At 64.2% G+C, this 17,429-nt stretch carries 12 protein-coding genes, 1 tRNA gene and 1 other RNA gene; 5 read left to right on the top strand and 9 right to left on the bottom strand.

Going from position 1 to position 17,429, the window contains the following annotated elements; genetic code table 11:
- Positions 1-241: 241 nt before the first annotated feature.
- The 4 genes from BMX36_RS02020 (at position 242) to mtgA (ending at position 4,625) form a co-directional block, all read left to right on the top strand.
- Positions 242-318, top strand: a tRNA-Pro gene (locus BMX36_RS02020).
- A gap of 495 nt (positions 319-813) precedes the next feature.
- Positions 814-2,454: a hypothetical protein gene (locus BMX36_RS02015; protein WP_218142123.1), complete on the top strand. Its 1,641-nt coding sequence runs from the start codon at positions 814-816 to the stop codon at positions 2,452-2,454.
- A 13-nt stretch (positions 2,455-2,467) separates the two neighbouring features.
- Positions 2,468-3,700: a glycosyltransferase gene (locus tag BMX36_RS02010; protein WP_218142122.1), complete on the top strand. Its 1,233-nt coding sequence runs from the start codon at positions 2,468-2,470 to the stop codon at positions 3,698-3,700.
- A 247-nt stretch (positions 3,701-3,947) separates the two neighbouring features.
- Positions 3,948-4,625 carry a monofunctional biosynthetic peptidoglycan transglycosylase gene (gene mtgA, locus BMX36_RS02005; protein ID WP_093063503.1) on the top strand — a complete coding sequence of 226 codons (678 nt, stop codon included), beginning with the start codon at positions 3,948-3,950 and terminating at the stop codon, positions 4,623-4,625.
- A gap of 19 nt (positions 4,626-4,644) precedes the next feature.
- On the opposite strand, the gene BMX36_RS02000 is transcribed toward mtgA, so the two are convergent.
- From BMX36_RS02000 to BMX36_RS01970, 7 genes are all read right to left on the bottom strand, one after another.
- Positions 4,645-4,890 carry a hypothetical protein gene (locus BMX36_RS02000; protein ID WP_093065142.1) on the bottom strand — a complete coding sequence of 82 codons (246 nt, stop codon included), beginning with the start codon at positions 4,888-4,890 and terminating at the stop codon, positions 4,645-4,647.
- A 101-nt stretch (positions 4,891-4,991) separates the two neighbouring features.
- A complete protein-coding gene (locus BMX36_RS01995; RefSeq protein ID WP_066778926.1) occupies positions 4,992-5,327 on the bottom strand; it encodes a YbaB/EbfC family nucleoid-associated protein in 336 nt (111 codons plus the stop codon).
- A complete protein-coding gene (locus BMX36_RS01990) occupies positions 5,324-6,973 on the bottom strand; it encodes a DNA polymerase III subunit gamma/tau (RefSeq protein ID WP_093063502.1) in 1,650 nt (549 codons plus the stop codon). Before BMX36_RS01990 ends, BMX36_RS01995 begins: the two co-directional genes overlap by 4 nt.
- Positions 6,974-7,103: 130 nt before the next feature.
- Positions 7,104-7,201: signal recognition particle sRNA small type (ffs, locus tag BMX36_RS01985), an RNA gene on the bottom strand.
- A gap of 48 nt (positions 7,202-7,249) precedes the next feature.
- Entirely contained in the window at positions 7,250-7,552 is a 303-nt protein-coding gene (locus tag BMX36_RS01980) for a 2Fe-2S iron-sulfur cluster-binding protein (RefSeq protein ID WP_093063501.1), read from the bottom strand.
- Positions 7,549-8,634 carry a cysteine desulfurase family protein gene (locus BMX36_RS01975; protein WP_093063500.1) on the bottom strand — a complete coding sequence of 362 codons (1,086 nt, stop codon included), beginning with the start codon at positions 8,632-8,634 and terminating at the stop codon, positions 7,549-7,551. The genes BMX36_RS01980 and BMX36_RS01975 overlap by 4 nt, the downstream gene beginning before the upstream one ends.
- Positions 8,631-9,737 carry a cysteine desulfurase family protein gene (locus BMX36_RS01970; protein ID WP_093063499.1) on the bottom strand — a complete coding sequence of 369 codons (1,107 nt, stop codon included), beginning with the start codon at positions 9,735-9,737 and terminating at the stop codon, positions 8,631-8,633. The genes BMX36_RS01975 and BMX36_RS01970 overlap by 4 nt, the downstream gene beginning before the upstream one ends.
- 72 nt (positions 9,738-9,809) lie before the next feature.
- Between BMX36_RS01970 and BMX36_RS01965 the strand changes: the two genes are divergently transcribed.
- On the top strand, positions 9,810-10,466 hold the full coding sequence (locus BMX36_RS01965; protein ID WP_066778918.1) for an alpha/beta hydrolase: 657 nt from the start codon (positions 9,810-9,812) through the stop codon (positions 10,464-10,466).
- Positions 10,467-10,758: 292 nt separating this feature from the next.
- Here the strand turns inward: BMX36_RS01965 and BMX36_RS01960 are convergent, their stop codons facing one another.
- Together BMX36_RS01960 and BMX36_RS01955 are read right to left on the bottom strand one after the other, a co-directional pair.
- Complete coding sequence (locus tag BMX36_RS01960) at positions 10,759-14,970, bottom strand: translocation/assembly module TamB domain-containing protein (RefSeq protein WP_093063498.1); 4,212 nt, start codon at positions 14,968-14,970, stop codon at positions 10,759-10,761.
- Positions 14,970-17,081 (bottom strand): BamA/TamA family outer membrane protein, encoded by a 2,112-nt coding sequence (locus BMX36_RS01955; RefSeq protein ID WP_093065140.1) that lies wholly within the window; start codon positions 17,079-17,081, stop codon positions 14,970-14,972. The genes BMX36_RS01960 and BMX36_RS01955 overlap by 1 nt, the downstream gene beginning before the upstream one ends.
- Between the last annotated feature and the right edge of the window lie 348 nt (positions 17,082-17,429).

The following is a 17,429-nucleotide window of genomic DNA, read 5'->3' as shown; positions in this document are numbered from 1 at the left end:
ACCGCACGCCGATTCCGCCTTCCGCAGCAGGCTTCCAACTCCTCGACGCGTCTCGCGATCAGAATACTGAACCAGTGCAGAAGATTGCGAATGCTCTAAGCTCATGTTTCAGATGGACAATCACCGGCCAGCAGGCTGAATATCGCGAGAGTGGCATTTCTTGCCACAAGCCTCTTGCTGCGCCTGAATTCGCTGATATAAGCCGCCGCCTGCCGCTGGCTACAACCGGTTGGCATCTGGTCGGGGAATAGCTCAGCCTGGTAGAGCACTGTGTTCGGGACGCAGGGGCCGGAGGTTCGAATCCTCTTTCCCCGACCAATTCATTCCCGCAGCGAAAGCGACAACTGATAGCTTGGCACACACGCCATTCGCGCGCGATGCGGCTGGAACGCGGGCGCGAATAGAGCTAGCGAGAGCCAGGATGGCTCGTTAGGTGCCGGCGTCTTCGCAATCAGTGATGGTGTGCAGCACTTGACAAATATGCCACCGCCTTCCTGTTTGCGGCCTTGCGCAAGGGAGACGGGGGCATGACCGCCGAACCGGCCGGGATGTCGATTGCCAAAATGCCGTCTCACTTCCCTCTCACCTGTCTTCGACAGAACTTGCTGTCAGACTCTCCCGCCCAAGGCACTGTTCGCGACAAGCGCCGAGCGCCACTGCCACCCACGGAGCTGCGCACCGGTCCGGCGATCTCCTTCAACGCCGCGCACAGCGGGATCCAAGGTCCAGTTCAGGTAGTCAGTCCCGATAGAGGATCGACGCAGCCGCGGCGACCGGATCGGATGACCGGATGATCGAAGGCCGGATCCGCTCGTGCTCACATTCCTATGGAAATCCCGAATGAGCTTGTCGACTGCTCCAACAAGTGACGGGATTGCCCAGCCATTACTTGTCCGCCTGGAACAGCACGTGTCTCAGGCGCGGGGCTTGCTGCAACAGCCGCAGGATGCGCAGCCGTCGAGCCAGGTCGGCTATCTGGAGGGCGTCTGGGCGGATTGGTCCGGTCTGATCTGGCTGGTTGGATGGATGACCGAGGACGCCGTGGTGGACCGTCCGGTCTTCGTGCTCGACACGGCGAGGCACGCCGCAGGCGTCGCGGTAAGCTTTGCGCCGCGGGCTGATCTCGGGCCTGACGCAAAGGCGTTCGTGGCCGTGCTCCGGGCCGATTGGCAGGCGGGTTCAGATCTGCCGCCGCAGCTTGTGTTTGCGGACGGAAGCGGACGGTTTCTGGAGCCGGTTCGCCCCTGGCCGGTGACATCCGCAGAGGCCGTTCTCCCCATTGTTCGAGACATTCTGGAACGTTCATCTGGCCCGCATCGTGCCGCCATGCGGGCGCTGTTTCAGGCAAACCGGCTCCGCCCGTCAGGTGACGACACCTTAGAACGAGTGCAGATCGACGAAGTCGCATTCCTTCCCGGCTTTGGCGCTTTTGTGAATGGATGGGCGCTCAGCCCCTGCAAGCGAGCGGAGAGTTTCGTCCTAAAGGCAGGCAATCACGTTATCGCGGCCGATCAGTTGAGTCAGTTTCGCTTTGCCAGGAGCGACATCTCCCAAACCTTTCCGAATGTGGCGCAGGCTCTGGAAAGCGCCGCCTTTGTCACGCTGTTTCGAGGCGATCTCCCTCGCGACGCAGTGGAGCGACTGACGCTGAAGATTGAATGGGATGACGGATCCAGCACCATTGTCTCCGTACCGCCGGCGATGGTCCGGGTGCTCGGGCTGACGGTGCCTCTCGACTCCATTCGACGCTTCTATCCGGCGCTCGAAGCGGAGCGCTTCTTTGCCGATTTCGCCTATCGAGCCGCAGCACAGGCGCGTTTCCAGTCAAGTGGGGTGCAGGGCTATGACATCAATCCGGTCGCATCGGCCGTGCTGCTCGCGGCGCCACGGCAAAGGTCGGACATCTTTCTGCTATTTGATCGAGCCGCCCGGCATGCTGCGTCGCTGCCGGTCGATTGGGGCCTGGCCATCATCGCCAGTGCGGATGAGAATCGCGGATTGGTGTTGACGCTGTTCGCGGAATTGCAGCGCACCGCTTCGCACCCGTGCAGCCTGTTTTTCATGAGTAACGCGGAGCCGACCTCCGACGTTATTGATGAAGTGGCAGCCAAGCTTTCGTGCACCCGCTTTGCATGGGTCGATGGGAACCTGTCCCTGACTGCGCGCGGTTGGCACGAACTCGGTCGCGTGACGAATGCCATGGTTCTGCTCGCCACCGACGACGCCATGGGCGGAGATACTGGGCCGGGCTGGGAACTCCACGCCTTCGTAGCAGACATATCGGAATGGCGCCGCATCTATTCGCTAGCTCCTCCCCAGATCGGTGGGGTTCGTCTACCAACGCAGTCGATCGAGTTGCCCGCAGTGACCCACGCCGCCGAGTGGCTCCAGCCCCCGCTCGGCTCACCCTTCACGCTCAAGATCAACGAGGCTGCCCGCCGTGCTCATGGATAGAAGCGAGGCGCGCATGCCCCCCGATGGCGGGCGGATTGCGATTTTCAGCCATACGCACCCGTCCATCACATCGGGCGGCGCGGAGATTTCGGCCTACAATCTGTTTCGCGGACTGCGCGATCTTGGCTGGGATGCGATCCTTGTCGCCGCCTGCGATGAGGACCTTCTGGATCAAATCAGCCTGGGCCCCGACGAATATGCGCTGCCGGTGCGCGGCTGGCTCTACGATCACTTTTATCACATCGCCTCGGGCGACGTTCGCCGATCACTTCTGCGCCTGCTGCAGGAGCAGAAGGTCACGTTGTTCAATGCCCACCACTTCCTGCACATCGGCGTTGGCGCATTTGCCGATATCGCCGCGGCAGGCATCGATGTGGTGGTCACGTTGCATGAATATTTGGCGATCTGTCACAATCACGGGCAGCTCGTGACGCGACAAGGGCAGATGCTTTGCCAGGGGCCCTCCCCTTCTTCGTGTCACAAATGCTATCCGGAGCACAGCCGCCAGCAGTTTGCCGTCCGGCAGCAGCATGTCGAGGCAGCGTTCGAGCACGTGTCGGCATTCGTTTCGCCAAGCCACTTTCTCGCCGAGAAGATGGTCGAACAGTGCGTGCCGCATGATCGGATCACCGTCATCGAGAACGGCGTGCTCTCCGCACCAGTACCAGAGCAACCGCGACAGCCGCATCGTACCTGGAAATTTGGCTATTTCGGCCAGATCAACCCGTTTAAGGGGCTCGGCGTGCTTCTCGATGCCTGCGCAATCCTGGCGCAGGATCCGGCGCGTGCAGCAAGCGTGCGGATCGCCGTTCACGGCCACTTCGTCGGCCAGTCCTCCGCCTTTATTGACCGGTTCAACGCGGCAGTGGAGGCATATCCCTTCCTCACCTATCTTGGCCCCTACAACAACGGCAGCGTGGCGCAGCTGATGGCTGCCTGCGACTATGTTGTGATGCCCAGCACTTGGTGGGAGAACTCTCCCGTCGTGATCCAAGAGGCTTTCGCCGCGCGGCGTCCCGTCATCTGCACCGGGATCGGCGGCATGGCCGAAAAGGTCATCCCCGGCCAGACCGGCCTGCACTTCGCTCGCAACGATCCCGCAGATCTCGCAGACCGGATCATCCAAGCCTCGGACGAAAATCTCTACACGCACCTTCAAGCCGCATTGCCGACGCCGTTGACGGCGATCGAGGTGGCGGAGCGCTATGCCGCGGTGTTCGAGCGCGTCGCCAGCAGGGTCGCCTGATCATCCCACCTTCCGGTCAGCCTCGTCTGGCGTGATATTGTTGTAGAACGCGCGCCCGGCGTCGCGAACAGTATCGTAGAACGCGCAATGGTGCCGGGCTAGGCTCCGCGCATCGGTCGCAGGGCCACATTGCTGAGCCGTTCGTGCAGAATATTGGTCGGATCGTCGCCAAACACTTCTTTGATCGTCGCGCGCGAGCGTTCCGCCATCGTTGATTTGGTTAATCCTTCAAGGCTAGCACCGGCAGATGGTCACCCGTTTCCTTCGCCTGTTTCTCAAGATCGCACTCTGGTTCGTGACTCTTTCCCTGGCGCTCGTGCTGCTGTTCCGCTTCGTCCCACCACCGATCACTTTCACGATGATCGGCGATCTCCTGTCCGGCCGCTCCATCACCAAGGAATGGCGCCCGCTCGACCGGATCGATCCGGACATGGCGCGAGCGGCAATCGCGGGGGAAGATGCCAAGTTCTGCAGCCATCACGGCTTCGACTTCAGCGCCATCGCCGGTGCCGCCTACCGCAATGCTCAGGGTGGAAAGATCCGCGGCGGATCTACGATCAGCCAGCAAACGGCCAAGAACGTCTTTCTGTTTCAAGGCGGCGGCTATCTCCGCAAAGCCGTCGAGGCATGGTTTACCGTCCTAATCGAGGCGATCTGGGGAAAGCGCCGCATCATGGAGGTTTACCTCAACGTCGCCGAAACCGGGATCGGCACCTATGGCGCAGAGGCAGGTGCGATCCGCTACTTCAACCACTCGGCACAAAAGCTCACGCCAACGGAGGCAGCCCGCATCGCCGCGGTCCTCCCGCTACCGAAGAAGCGGGAGGCCGTGGATCCGAGTGGCTTCGTGCGGCGCCATGGCAATGCCATCGCCCGGCATGTGGGCGTGGTCCGTCGCGAGGGTCTGGACGACTGCTTACGCTGACCTGCTCGCCGCGCCTCGCTTACTTGGTGGCGTCGTCGATCGCCGCGCCGGCCTTGTCGGCGGTCTCGCCGACGCTTTGGGCGGCAGAGGTGATCGCCTGTGTCTCCAGGCCCTCATTCTTCGACTGATTGAACAGGAAGAACGCTGCCACGATAACCGCAAGTAGAACGGCCAGTCCGATCAAGACACCACTGCCGCCACCGCTACGCCGCTCGATAATCGTGGTATTTGGCGTCGACGTTTCAGTCACACGTTCGTCGGTCATGATACGCTCCATCGTTACCGATGAGCCGAAACGTATCGTCCAACATGGTTGTTCCCGTGGCGGAACGGGTGGAACCCACCCGTTCCTCTATGCACGTGGGTTCAGAACGGCAGCTTGAACCCCGGCGGCAGCGGAAGGCCGCTCGTCATCTTGGCCATCTCCTGCGACGACGCGGCATCTGCCTTTGCGCGTGCGTCGTTGAACGCTGCGGCAACCAGATCCTCCAGCATCTGCTTCTCAGCAGGCACGATCAGCGAATCATCGATCGCGACCGTCAGGATGCGGCCCTTGGCGGTCGCCTTGATCTTCACCAGACCGCCCCCGGAAACGCCCTCCACCTCGATCGTGTCGAGCGTTGCCTGTGCCTCGTCCATTTGCTTCTGGACATTCTCCGCCGCGCTCTGGGCTGCGGCGAGAAGTTCGTTGATATCCTTCACGCGTGATTCCTCTTCTTTGGCCAGTCTATCAGTTCCGCCTCGGGAAAGGCTTCGAATGCTGCCTTCACCAGCGGCGACGCGAGCACCCTCTGCCGCTCCTCCTCGGCCGCCGCGTCTGCCGCCTCCTTCAAGGTCGGCTCCCCGGGGGCGTCCAGCAGCGAAAGCTTCCAGGCAGTTCCCGTCATCGTCCGCAAGGCCGCGGCGACTTCGGCCAGCGTATCAGCCGCGATCGGGCGTGATCCGCTGAACACGATCTCCGGCGGCGCATAGTTCACGACGCGCGCACCATGGGCCAGGCGCACGGCAAGCAGATGATGCCCCTGCTGCTCCAGTTCCTCCACCAGCGAGGTAAAGGCCGTGGGCAGCGCCGGCTTCTCGATTGGTGTCGGTGCAGGCGCTGGAACAGCAGCGGGCGGCGCTGCCATCACTGGCTGCGTCGGCCCGCCTTCGCTGAGGTACCGTGCGAGCTCGCCCGGGTCCGGCAGGCTGCGCGCATGAACGATACGCAACAGCGCCATTTCCGCCGTTTCGATCGGCAGCGCGGCCTTCGCCACCTCGTCATGGCCCTTCAACAGCAGCTGCCACAGGCGATGGAGCATCGGATAGGAAAGCTTCCCCGCCCACTCGCGATAGGCTTCACGCTCCTCGGCAGGCTGCGCCGGATCTTCTGCGCTGCCAACCTTGGACAGCGTAACGCCGTGCACCGCCTCGAGCAGGGCACGCAGCACGCCTTGCGGGTCGACGCCGAAATCATATTGGCGACGCAGCGCAGCAAGCGCTCCGGGCGCGTCGCCCGCCAACAATAACGCCAGCAGATCGCGAACCGCGCTGCGGTCGGACAGGCCCAGCATCTCACGAACGGCTTCGGCAGTGACGCCGCCACCCTGCAGATCGGCATGGGCAATCGCCTGGTCGAGGATCGACAGGCCGTCGCGCGCAGATCCTTCCGCGGCGCGCGCGATCAGCGCCAGCGCCTCCGCCTCGGCGGATACGCCTTCCGCCCCGCTGACGGCGGCGAAATGCTCCGCCAGCTTGTCCGCCGGAATGCGCCGCAGGTCAAACCGTTGGCAGCGCGAAAGGACCGTCACGGGCACCTTGTTCACCTCTGTCGTGGCGAACAGGAATTTCACATGGCCCGGCGGCTCTTCCAGCGTCTTGAGCAGGCCGTTGAACGCGGCCTTGGACAGCATGTGAACTTCGTCGATAATGTACACTTTGTATCGCGCGGACACGGCGGCATAGCGTGATGCCTCGATGATCTCACGGATATCGTCGATGCCCGTGTGGCTCGCCGCGTCCATCTCGATCACGTCGATATGGCGCCCTTCGGCAATCGCGCGGCACGGCTCGCAGACTCCGCAGGGATCGATCGTGGGCCCGCCACTGCCGTCCGGTCCGATGCAATTGAGCGCTTTGGCGATCAGCCGTGCGGTCGACGTCTTGCCGACGCCGCGCACCCCGGTGAGCAGAAAGGCATGGGCGATCCGGTCCCGACGAATCGCATTTTCCAGCGTCCGCACCATCGCCTCTTGGCCGATCAGAGCCTGGAACGTCTGCGGCCGATATTTGCGCGCAAGCACGCGATAGGCATCGCCGCCGCGCTTCGGCTGAACCGGTTCGTCTAGGCCAAGGAGGGAGTCGGTCATCGCTCCCTATCTAGGGGCACCGACCATGGTTGTCGAAGGGGGAAGCCAGTGCGCATCGCTGGCGAGCATCGGGCGGCAAAGTCCGCCACGATATCGCGGCAGCTTCGTTCGTCTCATCGATGAGGAGATGCGGGGTGGGAGCCGGAACGACCCGCGGCGAAATCGTTGTGGCTGCTTCCGTCAGGATCTGACCAGGTTGGCGACGACCACGTCCGCCCGACTCCCGCGCGCCATATGGCCGAGCGACGCCACCTGTTCAAGCCCAAGCATGAAGCATCAGGGGATGCGCACGGTCAGGCCATCATTCTCCTGTTGCAGAACAATCTGGCATGACAACCGGCTGGTCCGAGCCGCATTAAGCGCGAGATCGAGCATGTCCTCCTCCTCCTCGGCCGCTTGCGGCAGCAGCGCAAAGTCGCGGGGCGACACGACCACATGGCAGGTAGCACAGGCCATCTGCCCCTCGCACGTGCCCTCAAGCGGCATGCCGATCCGCTGGCCGACATCCAGCAATCGCTCACCCGGCGAAGCCTCCGCTTCGACGATCGCGCCGTCCGTCGTCTCGAAGCGAACCTTCACGCGGCGACCTGCTGCGCATCGGCGGCTGCGACGATAGTCGCCAACGCCTCCCGAAGGTCCGCCTCGCTCGTGTACCGCCCGAAGCCAAGCCGGATTGAGGAGCGGGCATCCGCATCGAGCAGGCCGATCGCCTTGAGCACATGGGAAGGCCGGCCCGAGCCGCTCGCGCACGCCGAACCTGCTGAAAAGGCGACGTTTCGGCAATCACTCATCAGCCTGTTCACGTCCAGCCCGCGCCGCCGGACGTTGAGATTGCCGTGATAGCGATGCTCTTCCGATCCGTTGATCGTCCAACCGCCCAGCAGTTCGGTGGCGATGCCCCACAAACGGTCGACATGTGCCAGGTCCGCGTCGCGCCGCTCCATCATCAGCCGGGCGGCAACGCCGAAACCAACGCACAGCGCGGGGCTCAAGGTGCCAGAGCGGCCATGTTCCTGATCGCCTCCGTCGAGCAGCGGCGCAAGCGTGACCCCGTCCCTGATCCACAGCGCACCCACGCCCTTGGGCCCGTGGATCTTGTGCGCCGATATCGCCACCATGTCGCACGCGTCCGGCACCGCGATACGGCCATATCCCTGAACCGCATCGCACAGCACCATTGCGCCGTTCTGCCGCGCGATCCGCGCAAGCTCCGGGATCGGCTGGATAACGCCTATCTCGTTGTTCACCAGCATGGCGGCCAGCAATCCGGCCCCCTGCCCCAGCACCCGGCGCGCCACCCACAAGTCGATCCGGCCATCGGGACGAACCGGCAGAACCGTGATCTCGCGTCCCCGTCCGCTTTCGGCTCGTGCGGTGTCGAGAACCGCGGCATGTTCGCTGGCAATGGTGACCATGGAGCCGCCGCTGCCCTTCACCGCCCAATTGAGCGCCTCGGTAGCTCCACTCGTGAATACCACGCGCCCGCCGCTCGGCAGCAAAGCCGCGACCTGCTCACGTGCCACCTCGATGGCTGCCTTGGCGGCGCGCCCCAGCCGACTGGCGGAATGCGGATTTGCGAACTGGTCGCGAAGCCACGGCACCATGGCCTCGAACACCTCCGGCGCGAGCGGCGTCGTCGCCTGATAATCGAGGTAGATCATGCCGCCAGCATTCGGGCGCCGCGCGCTATTTTGCGCCAAGCTTGGATGAAGCGCTCTATGTCGGCCTCCGTTGTATTCCGGCCGAAACTGACCCTGATCACTTCGCGCGTGTCTTCTTCCGTCCACCGCATGGCGCGCAGCACATGGCTCGGCTTCAGACTGCCACTGGCGCAGGCGCTGCCGGCCGAAACGGCAATCCCCTCCAGGTCCAGGCGGATGAGCTGGGCATTGGCACTGACACCGGGCAGTCGATAACTGCCGATCGCCGGATGCCGTGGGGATCCTTCTCCCACGACGATCCCGCCAGAGCGGCGTACGGCATCATCCAGGCGCTGGCGGAGCGTGGTGTGATCCGGCTCAGGCTCGTCCAGCGCTGCGGCATAGCCCAGCGCGGCCGGCAAATTTTCCGTTCCCGCGCGATAGCCGCGCTCCTGTCCGCCGGTCGGCACAAGAGTCGCGAGATTTCGTACCAGCAGCGCACCAATGCCCGGCGGCCCGCCGCGCTTGTGAGCGGACAATGCTACAAAGTCGGCGAGATCGGCGAGCGCGGGAGACGCGGGCATCTGCGCCGCATCAACAAGCAAGAGCCCGCCCGCTTCATGCACGATCTGCGCAATGTCCGCGATCGGCTGCAGCACGCCCGTCTCGCTGTTGCACCATTGGATGCAGACCAGCGGTCGTTCAGCCGCAGTCATCGCATCGCCAGCAGCGCCGAGCGCGAGCCTGTTGCGCAAGTCGGTCAAGCAGACGCGCCCATCCGCCGCTACGTCGATAAAGTCCACTCGCTCGCCGGCCGCGCGCATCGCCGCATCATGCTCCACGCGAGAGACCAGGCGGCGCCCGCCGATGCTCCGGCGAAGTGCGATCCACAATGATTCGCTGGCACCGCTGGTCAACAGGATCTCGCCCGTCCAACCATAAGCTGCGCCAATTTCCTTGCGCGCCTGCTCGAGTGCTGCCCGTGCCTCGCGGCCTTCGGCATGGGGAGATGACGGGTTCGCCCAGATTTCCACGCCGCGCAGAAGCCCCGCCCTTGCCGCGCTGGTCATGGCTGTGGTGGCGGCGTGATCCAGATAGAGACGCTGAGGCAAAACTCGTTCCATATTCGGGTGCGATCCCTATATAGCGCTTCGTTCCACGCGCCACATCCGCGGCACCAAACTAACAGAGTATCGATGCCCGAAGTCATCTTTCCTGGCCCAGAAGGCCGCCTCGAAGGGCGTTTTGCCCCCGCTCCGAAGCCGCGCGCACCGGTTGCGATGATCCTTCATCCGCATCCGACTGCTGGCGGAACGATGAACAACCACATCGTTCAGGCGCTTTACAAGACGTTCCAGCGCCGTGGTTTCGCGACCCTGCGCTTCAACTTTCGCGGCGTGGGCAAGAGCCAGGGTACGTTCGACAATGGCGTGGGCGAATTGTCCGATGCGGCGAGCGCGCTTGACTGGGTGCAGAGCTTCCACCCGGAGGCGTCCACCACCTGGATCGCCGGCTTCAGCTTTGGTGCCTGGATCGGCATGCAATTGCTGATGCGCCGCCCCGAAATTCGCGGCTTCATCTCGATCGCTCCACCGGCGAACCTCTACGATTTCACCTTCCTTGCCCCCTGCCCTTCTTCGGGCATCATCATTCAGGGCGCTGAGGATGAGGTAGCCACCCCGCCGGCAACCCAGAAGCTCGTCGACAAGCTACGCACGCAGAAGCACATCACGATTCACCATGACGTGATCCCGCGCGCGAACCATTTCTTCGAACATGAGATGGGCGACCTGATGACGTCGGTCGACAATTACCTGGACATGCGGCTCGACCCGAACTCGCCGATCCGTTGACCAGCACGCTGGTGCGCCGGGCCCGACCCCGCGCACCAGCCGCAGGTGGCACATCAAGGTTCCGGCCCGCGACGGCTCAATCTAGTTCGTAGTCCGTCAGTGCTGGGCACAGATTGAAGCGTGACGGCGACTGCCGTTGCGCGCGCCAATCACCGTCTCGCCCGTCCAATCCTCGCGAAGCCCTCGCAAGGCACTCTCGTCGTGCCGAGCTTGTCCCCGCATCCACCGCGCCGCAGATGCCGGCGTCGGCCGAACAGCGGGCACCCGTTCGATCGGGCGCCCGCCGTCGTCTTCAATAATCCTTCGAATAGCGTAGCTGAGCGTTCGACCCGCCGAACGAGCCCGCCTGCGTCAGCACACTAAGCGACTTTGTCAGGGCGATCGTCAGCTGGGTTGCGGTAAACCCGCGGGCGTCCGTCACGATCTCGATATAGATGTCGTCGGTCAGGTATTTGCCCGCGGCCAGCGCAGTCCCGCGCCCGCTCGCCTCATCCTCGCCCAGGATCCGCAGGCGATCGAAGCCCGTCGCTGAGCGCAGCTTGCCCAGCGGGTTCAGTCCGCCGCCCGAGCCACGCAGCGAGTTCAGGGCAGCGGCCAGCTGAATAGCTTCGGTGGCCGACAGGTTCTCCGGATTGGTGCCGAAGAGCAGACGGCTCAGCACCTCGTCCTGCGGGAGCGACGGGTTCGACGTGAAGGCGATCTGCGGCCGCTGGCCCGTGCCGGTGATGTTGATGATGAACGTGACGCCATCATTCTCGGTAGTGGCGCGGATATCGATGTCGGGATCGGTCAGTTCGCCGCCACGGAAGCGAACGCGACCACGCTCCACCTCGAAGCGCTTGCCGGCGAACGAATAGGTGCCACGAACCAGATCCAGCCCGCCGGTGATCGACGGGGCGGCGGATGTGCCGCCGATCCGCATGTCGGCCTCCCATTCGCTCTCCAGCCCCATGCCGGAAACGAACAGCCGGTTGTCGGCCCGAACGCGCATGTCGAGCCGGAACAGGCCCGGGGGGGACGCCGGCGCAGGACGATCGGTGATCCGTGTCGGTCTGATGTCGCTCTTGCGCCGCACACCGGTAAGCTCCGGCACTTCGGCGGCACCCTGGCGGATGATCTCGTAGCGTGCCTCGGGGATGGTAAGGTCCGCCTTGATCAATCCACCGCCACGGCCATTGGTAACCGAGACAGTGCCGCTCGCCGTCGCGCCGATCGCATCGGAACGCGCAAGCTGCGCATCATCAAGTCGCGCGTCGATCTGCATGGGATAGCCCTGATCGGCGGCAAGGCTGACATAGCCTTGTGCCCGGACGGACCCGTCGCCGGCCTTCGCCGTCAGGCTGTCCAGTTGCAGACGATCGGCGGTGAACCGGGCCCGGATCGCCATGTTCGACAAACGGGTCCCATAGGTCTCGTTGTCATAGGTCAGGCTGTCCGCCCGGATGACGCCGTTCAACTGCGGCGCGGAGACGCGCCCGCCAAAGTCGGCGGCCACCACGATCGGCCCGCTCAGTTGCTGCTCTGCCAGGCCAGCGAGGCTGAAGAGAACGCCGGACGGGCCGTTGTACCGTATGCCCCCGCTCAGCGGCGCCGCCATCAGCCGCGATGCCCAGGAGCCGCCTGTCCCCGCCGGACGGAGGAACGCCTGCGCGCGGCCGACGGTGGTGCCACCACGCTTGACCAGCGCGCGCATCTCGCCGCCGTTCTGCACCAGCCGGCCCACCACCGCAACGTCCACGGGCAACGAAACACTCGCAAGGCTGGACCGGGTGAATCCGGTGATCGTCATGCGAGCATTCGCCTGTGGGAAGGCGCTTGGGCTGCTCTGCGTGAAATCAAGGCTGCCGGTCGCCTTCCCACCGAGACCGAGGTTCGGCACCAGCGCATTGGCAATCGACAGGTCCAGGCTGTCGAGGCGCATCTGGGCGGAAACGCCCGAGCCGTAGCTGCCGGCCAGGCGCAAGCGCCCTTGATCGAAGACGATCTGGGTCGGCGCCAGGCGATAGGTGCCGCCATTGGCCGTGATCCGTGCCGGGTTGCCGGTGCGGAAGTTGATGTTGTTCGCCTGTCCCTGGAGCGCGATCAGATACTCGCTCGGCGACAGGCGAGCGTTGGCCGCCAGGCGGAAGGGAACGCTGTTGGAACCGGTCAGCACCGCTTGCGCCGTGCCGCGACCGCCAGCGTAGTTCACCTTGACGCGACCGGTCTGGATCACGGTCGGGCCGTAGCGAAGGTCCGCAACCTGCGCGTCCGCCACGATCTGGGGATTGTCGTAAAGGACCATGCTGGCCTTCACGATCGCGCGCCCGATGACGAAGTCGACCTCGCCGGGGATTTGCGCGGCATAAGCGCGCGCATCCACGTCCGCCCGTTGATATTGTCCCTGCGCCGAAAGCCGCGCCGCGCCTGAAAGGCCCGAGCCTGCAAATTGGACGCGTCCGGCAAATGGGCCTGCTGCCGTCTGCACGACCCGCCCTGCGAAGTTCACGCCGGCAAAGACGACGCGGCGGATATCCACCGCCAGCTGCGCGCCGGGGGTCACGAGCACGTCCGCGTTGAACGGACCGTACGTGGTTCCGCCGGTCGCCGTCACCGCGTAAGCACCGCCACGTCCAACCACGCGCGCATTGAGGTTCGCCAGCCCGACGCCCAGGCCCGGCCGCGGCGCGCGAAGGTTGACGACGGGCGCTGTTGCGCTGCCGGTGACGCGGGCGAACAGCGGGCCGTATTGGGCGGAATAGGCGTCTGCCTCGACCAGCACGGCACCAGTGTTCAGATCATAGCGGCCATTGCCGCGCGTCACCCGGAACGACGGCGCCGTCATTCTCAGGTTGCGGAATGTCACCAGCCCGTCGGTGTCATAGCCGATGTTCGCAACCGCCACGGCGTTGCCGCCCAGGAACGTGCGCGCGCCCTCATTGAATATTTCGCGCGTCTGAATGCCGACGCGTCCGATAATGCCAAAGCCGCCGTTGGGCTTGGTTACCAGTTCCGCATCGGTATCGAGATTGATAATGCCGACCCCGTCGACGCGGAAGTTGTTAACCCGTCCCTTGATTGCGCCAGTGTATCGGCCGGTCTCCATGTTTGCGGCAATGATCGCGGTTGCATCGATGGTGTCGGACCGGATGCGCAGATTGTCGGACAGGATCGTCGGCATATCGATGGCGATATCGCCGTCGATCCGCGCATTCGTCGTCAGCCCGCCCAGTGCCGGATTGAGGCCGGCGATACGGCGCGCACGCGCCTTCACGGGAACGAGGATCCGATCGGAGTCGACCCGCGCCAGGCCCTCGGCGTAGAGGTTCTCGACGGTAGTGGCGCCAAAGCCCAGCGCGGTCGCGCGCACCTTGTAGTCCACCGTGGGCGTCGCAAAGGCGCCGTTCAGCACCACGCGCGCAAGCACGTCACGCCCACGCAGGTTGGGCGCGATGGCACCCGGGGTGAGCAGCTTTGCGTCCACGGCGAAGTTGCCGAACTGGCTGTTCGCCAGATCGATCAGGCCGCCCGCGTCCACGGCAAGCGCGTCGGACTTCAGCTTGATGCGTGTATCGGCACGTCGTTCCTGCAGGGTGGTATCAACGGCAACATCAAGCTGTGGTGCGGTCAGGCGCTCCACGGGCCCTTCAAGATAGAGGCCCGGCCGGGTGAAACCGCGCATCTCGATATGGCCGTCGCGCGCACGCACGTCGAGGTTGGCGAGTTGCCCGCCGCCCAGCGTCGCGAGTGCCTTGCCCTGCCACGAGGCCCAGCTGCCCGTGCCATTGACTGTCGCGGTCAGCGGCGCCTTCGTTCCGGCGATGGACGCCACCAGACCGCCGGCGGGCGCCACTAGCCTAGCGTTCACGTCCAGCTTGTTCTGTTCCGGCACGGCGTCCAGGCGCAGACGAAGCGTATCGCCACCCGCCACGCCCGGGCCCCGCAACGCGGCCGCATTGACGGTGAGCTGAGCGCGCCGGTCGGCGATATGCGCAGCACCTTCGATACGGCCGATATGACGGCTGCCCGCGACCGGTGGCTCCATGACGAAGCGCGACACCCGCAGCCGGTCAATATCAATGTCCAGATCCGGCAGCAGCGGCGCATTTGGGTCGCTCGGCTGCGGGATCAGTTGTGGATTGCGGGACATGGTGATGAGCTCGCTCTGCAAGCTCTTCACGTCGACATGGTTGTTCAGAAACGCGAACGGCCGCCAGTCTACGTCCAGCCGCGGCGAGGAGATGAACACGCCTTTGGGGTCGCTGACCCGGACGTCGGTTAGCACCATGCGCCCATATAGGGAGCCGTCGATCCGGCCCACCTTGATGTTCAGGCCGCTCGCCGTGTTATAGTCGCCAAGCTGATCCGCGACGAAGCGGCGACCGGGATCGGTGTTGATGCCGAATACAATCGCCAGCAGCAGCAGCAGCAGCGCCGCAATGGCGATGCCCAGCCATTTGAGGATACGCTGCCACAGCGGCGGACGGACGATCACCGTCTGAACGGGGGCGGTTTCTTCAGCCATTAGAACGCTTGCCCGATAGAGACGTAGAGCGCGACACGGCCGTCGCCCTCACGCGGGTTCAACGGCGTCGCGATGTCGACGCGCAGCGGCCCGAAATTGGTGTAGAAGCGACCACCGATGCCGGCGCCGAAGCGAAGATCCGATCCCTTGGGAAAGGTGCTTTCATAGGCATTGCCAGCGTCGATGAACGGAACGATGCCAAAATTGCCGAACCGGTATCGGGCCTCGATCGCAAACTCATTCAGGCTGCGTCCCCCGACCGGGCGAAGATCACCGATGTCGATCTCCCCGTCCTCGTTCGGGACCAGCGAGGACAAGGGTTCAAACGGCCCGAGGCGCTGGAACCCATATCCGCGCACCGATCCACCGCCGCCGCCATAATAGCGGCGAGAGGGTGCGAGATCGTCCCGGTCGATGCCAAAGATCGAGCCCGCCCGAGCCCGGCCGGCAATCACAAGCTTGTCATTCACCGGATAATAGACGGTGCCTTCGATCATCGTACGCGCATAGGGGCGGACCGACCCCTGCACGGACGTCTCGGGGCTGACGTTCAGCTTCAGGCGATAGCCACGCGTCGGGTTCAGCAGATCGTCCGACGTATCCCAGACCGCCTGCGCCGGCAGGGCAGCGATGCCATAGGTACGCCGCACTGCCTCGTTTCGTGCGAAGTCGAAGACCCGCTCGTTCGTGCCCGTCAGTTCCGCGCCATAAGCATAGGTGAAGCGCTTCTGCCAGATCGGCGTGGAGTCATACGCCCATCGCACGAACGCGGTGCCCGTGAATGCATCAAAGGCGTCGTAATTTGCATGGTTGGCCGATACACCGGCAGAGAAGGAGCGATCACGCTTCCCCGCATTTTGCCGACGGAACGTCGCCGAGGCACCCTGCTGCTGCGTTCCGCCGATCGCCGTGAGGATCAGGGCGCCTTCCGGCGGGAACAGGTTGCGGTGCGTCCAGCTTCCCTCGACCTTGATGCCCTCGCCCGTTCCATAGCCGCCGCTGCCGGCAAGGCTGCGCCACGGGCCCTTGGTTTGGCGTACCAGCAGGTCGACCTGCTCAGTGCCGTCGGGTCCCGGCTGACCCGTGCGGACAGGCTCCACGCCGATCGTGTCGAACAGCCCGGTCGCCACCAGTGCCTCGCGCAGATCGTCACGCTTGCGCGTGTCGTACAACTCACCCTGTTTGAACCGCGGAAAGACGCTCAGGTGGTCGAGATCGAAGACGGCATCGCCTTCGGTCCGCAAAACACCAAAGGACGCGCGAGGTCCGGTTTCCACCGGCAGTGTATAATCGCCCGAAAGCGTCTGATCATCGAGCAGAATGTCCCGGTCGCCGAGCTTAACGAAGGGGTAGCCGCGCTGCGGGAGAACGAGTGCCAGGTTCGCTTCCGCACCCTGAACACGCGCAGCCTCGATCGGGTCGCCGGTTCTCAGCGGCAGTTGTTCGCGCACCAGATTGGGCGGATTGGTAGGATCGGCGACGACGTTGATCGCGCCCAGCTTGTAAAGTTGACCAGGCGTTGCCGTCAGCACCGCCCGCAGCCGCCCGGGCTCGGTGCCCACCGTCTCGATTACGGAGCTGGCGACCCCGTCATAATAGCCCAGCGACTTCATCAGCCGGACAGCGAGTTGTTCATCCTCTTTCGCGCGTGCGTTCACTTGCGTGGCGTTGGTGGCCTTGCCGTCACCGTCTTCCAGCGCGGACAAGGATTTGAACTCATCTTCCAGCCCGATTTCTTCCAGGCCGCGCACCGCCAGCTCATATCGGATCTCGGGCCGATCGGTCTCCGCCACGTCTTCGGCGGTTTGCAACGGCACGGTGTTGGTGGTCGCCAGCGGTTGCAGCGGCTGAGCAAGCTCGGGATCGACGCTGGTAGCGGGTGGGATGCTGCCGGGCGAACCAGCGACGGGCGCCTGCGTGCCGGGGCTCTCACTTGAAGGCAGCGGCTCAAGCGGCGCGTTGATATCGTCGGACAAGGAAGGGAGAGCAGCGTCGAATGCGGCGTCCGGCACAATCGGGGTGTTTCCGTCCGGATCGGCGGTCGGCGCCCGCTTCACCTCCTCGCGCGGCGCATCTGGCCCGCGCGCAGGCGCGGTACCTGGCTGTGCCATCTGCGCGTTCGCCGCGGACGAGGTGGCTATCAGCGCAAAGGCAAGCCAGCGGTGACACCCCGAATTGAAACTCACGATTGCCCCTTTTCCACTCGGGGCGCCCGACCTTTCGATACGACCCCGTTCCGTCTAACGCCTTCTTTGAGGATTGGTTTCCTCCTACCGGAACCTGTATGCCTGCGACATGTTGCGACATGTTGAGGGTGGCAAGCCATATCAAAAGTGACTACCCGCCCTTCCCTACGGAACGGCGCCCCGCCGTCCTCCTCTTCATCGCACCTTGCGGAGATCACGTTATAATGCATCGCGTGACAGTTCGTGCGCCCCGGCGCTGCGGGGTTGGTCTAC

Source organism: Sphingomonas sp. OV641 (genome assembly GCF_900109205.1).
Classification (GTDB): domain Bacteria; phylum Pseudomonadota; class Alphaproteobacteria; order Sphingomonadales; family Sphingomonadaceae; genus Sphingomonas.
This window is presented reverse-complemented; position numbering and strand designations above follow the sequence as displayed.

Bases quoted from the DNA above. Each gene is read 5' to 3' on its own strand.
- BMX36_RS02010 (WP_218142122.1), top strand. From the start codon at position 2,468: ATGCCCCCCGATGGCGGGCGGATTGCGATTTTCAGCCATACGCACCCG.
- mtgA (WP_093063503.1), top strand. From the start codon at position 3,948: ATGGTCACCCGTTTCCTTCGCCTGTTTCTCAAGATCGCACTCTGGTTC.
- BMX36_RS02000 (WP_093065142.1), bottom strand. From the start codon at position 4,890: ATGACCGACGAACGTGTGACTGAAACGTCGACGCCAAATACCACGATT.
- BMX36_RS01990 (WP_093063502.1), bottom strand. From the start codon at position 6,973: ATGACCGACTCCCTCCTTGGCCTAGACGAACCGGTTCAGCCGAAGCGC.
- BMX36_RS01975 (WP_093063500.1), bottom strand. From the start codon at position 8,634: ATGATCTACCTCGATTATCAGGCGACGACGCCGCTCGCGCCGGAGGTG.
- BMX36_RS01970 (WP_093063499.1), bottom strand. From the start codon at position 9,737: ATGGAACGAGTTTTGCCTCAGCGTCTCTATCTGGATCACGCCGCCACC.
- BMX36_RS01965 (WP_066778918.1), top strand. From the start codon at position 9,810: ATGCCCGAAGTCATCTTTCCTGGCCCAGAAGGCCGCCTCGAAGGGCGT.
- BMX36_RS01960 (WP_093063498.1), bottom strand. From the start codon at position 14,970: ATGGCTGAAGAAACCGCCCCCGTTCAGACGGTGATCGTCCGTCCGCCG.
- BMX36_RS01955 (WP_093065140.1), bottom strand. From the start codon at position 17,081: ATGGCACAGCCAGGTACCGCGCCTGCGCGCGGGCCAGATGCGCCGCGC.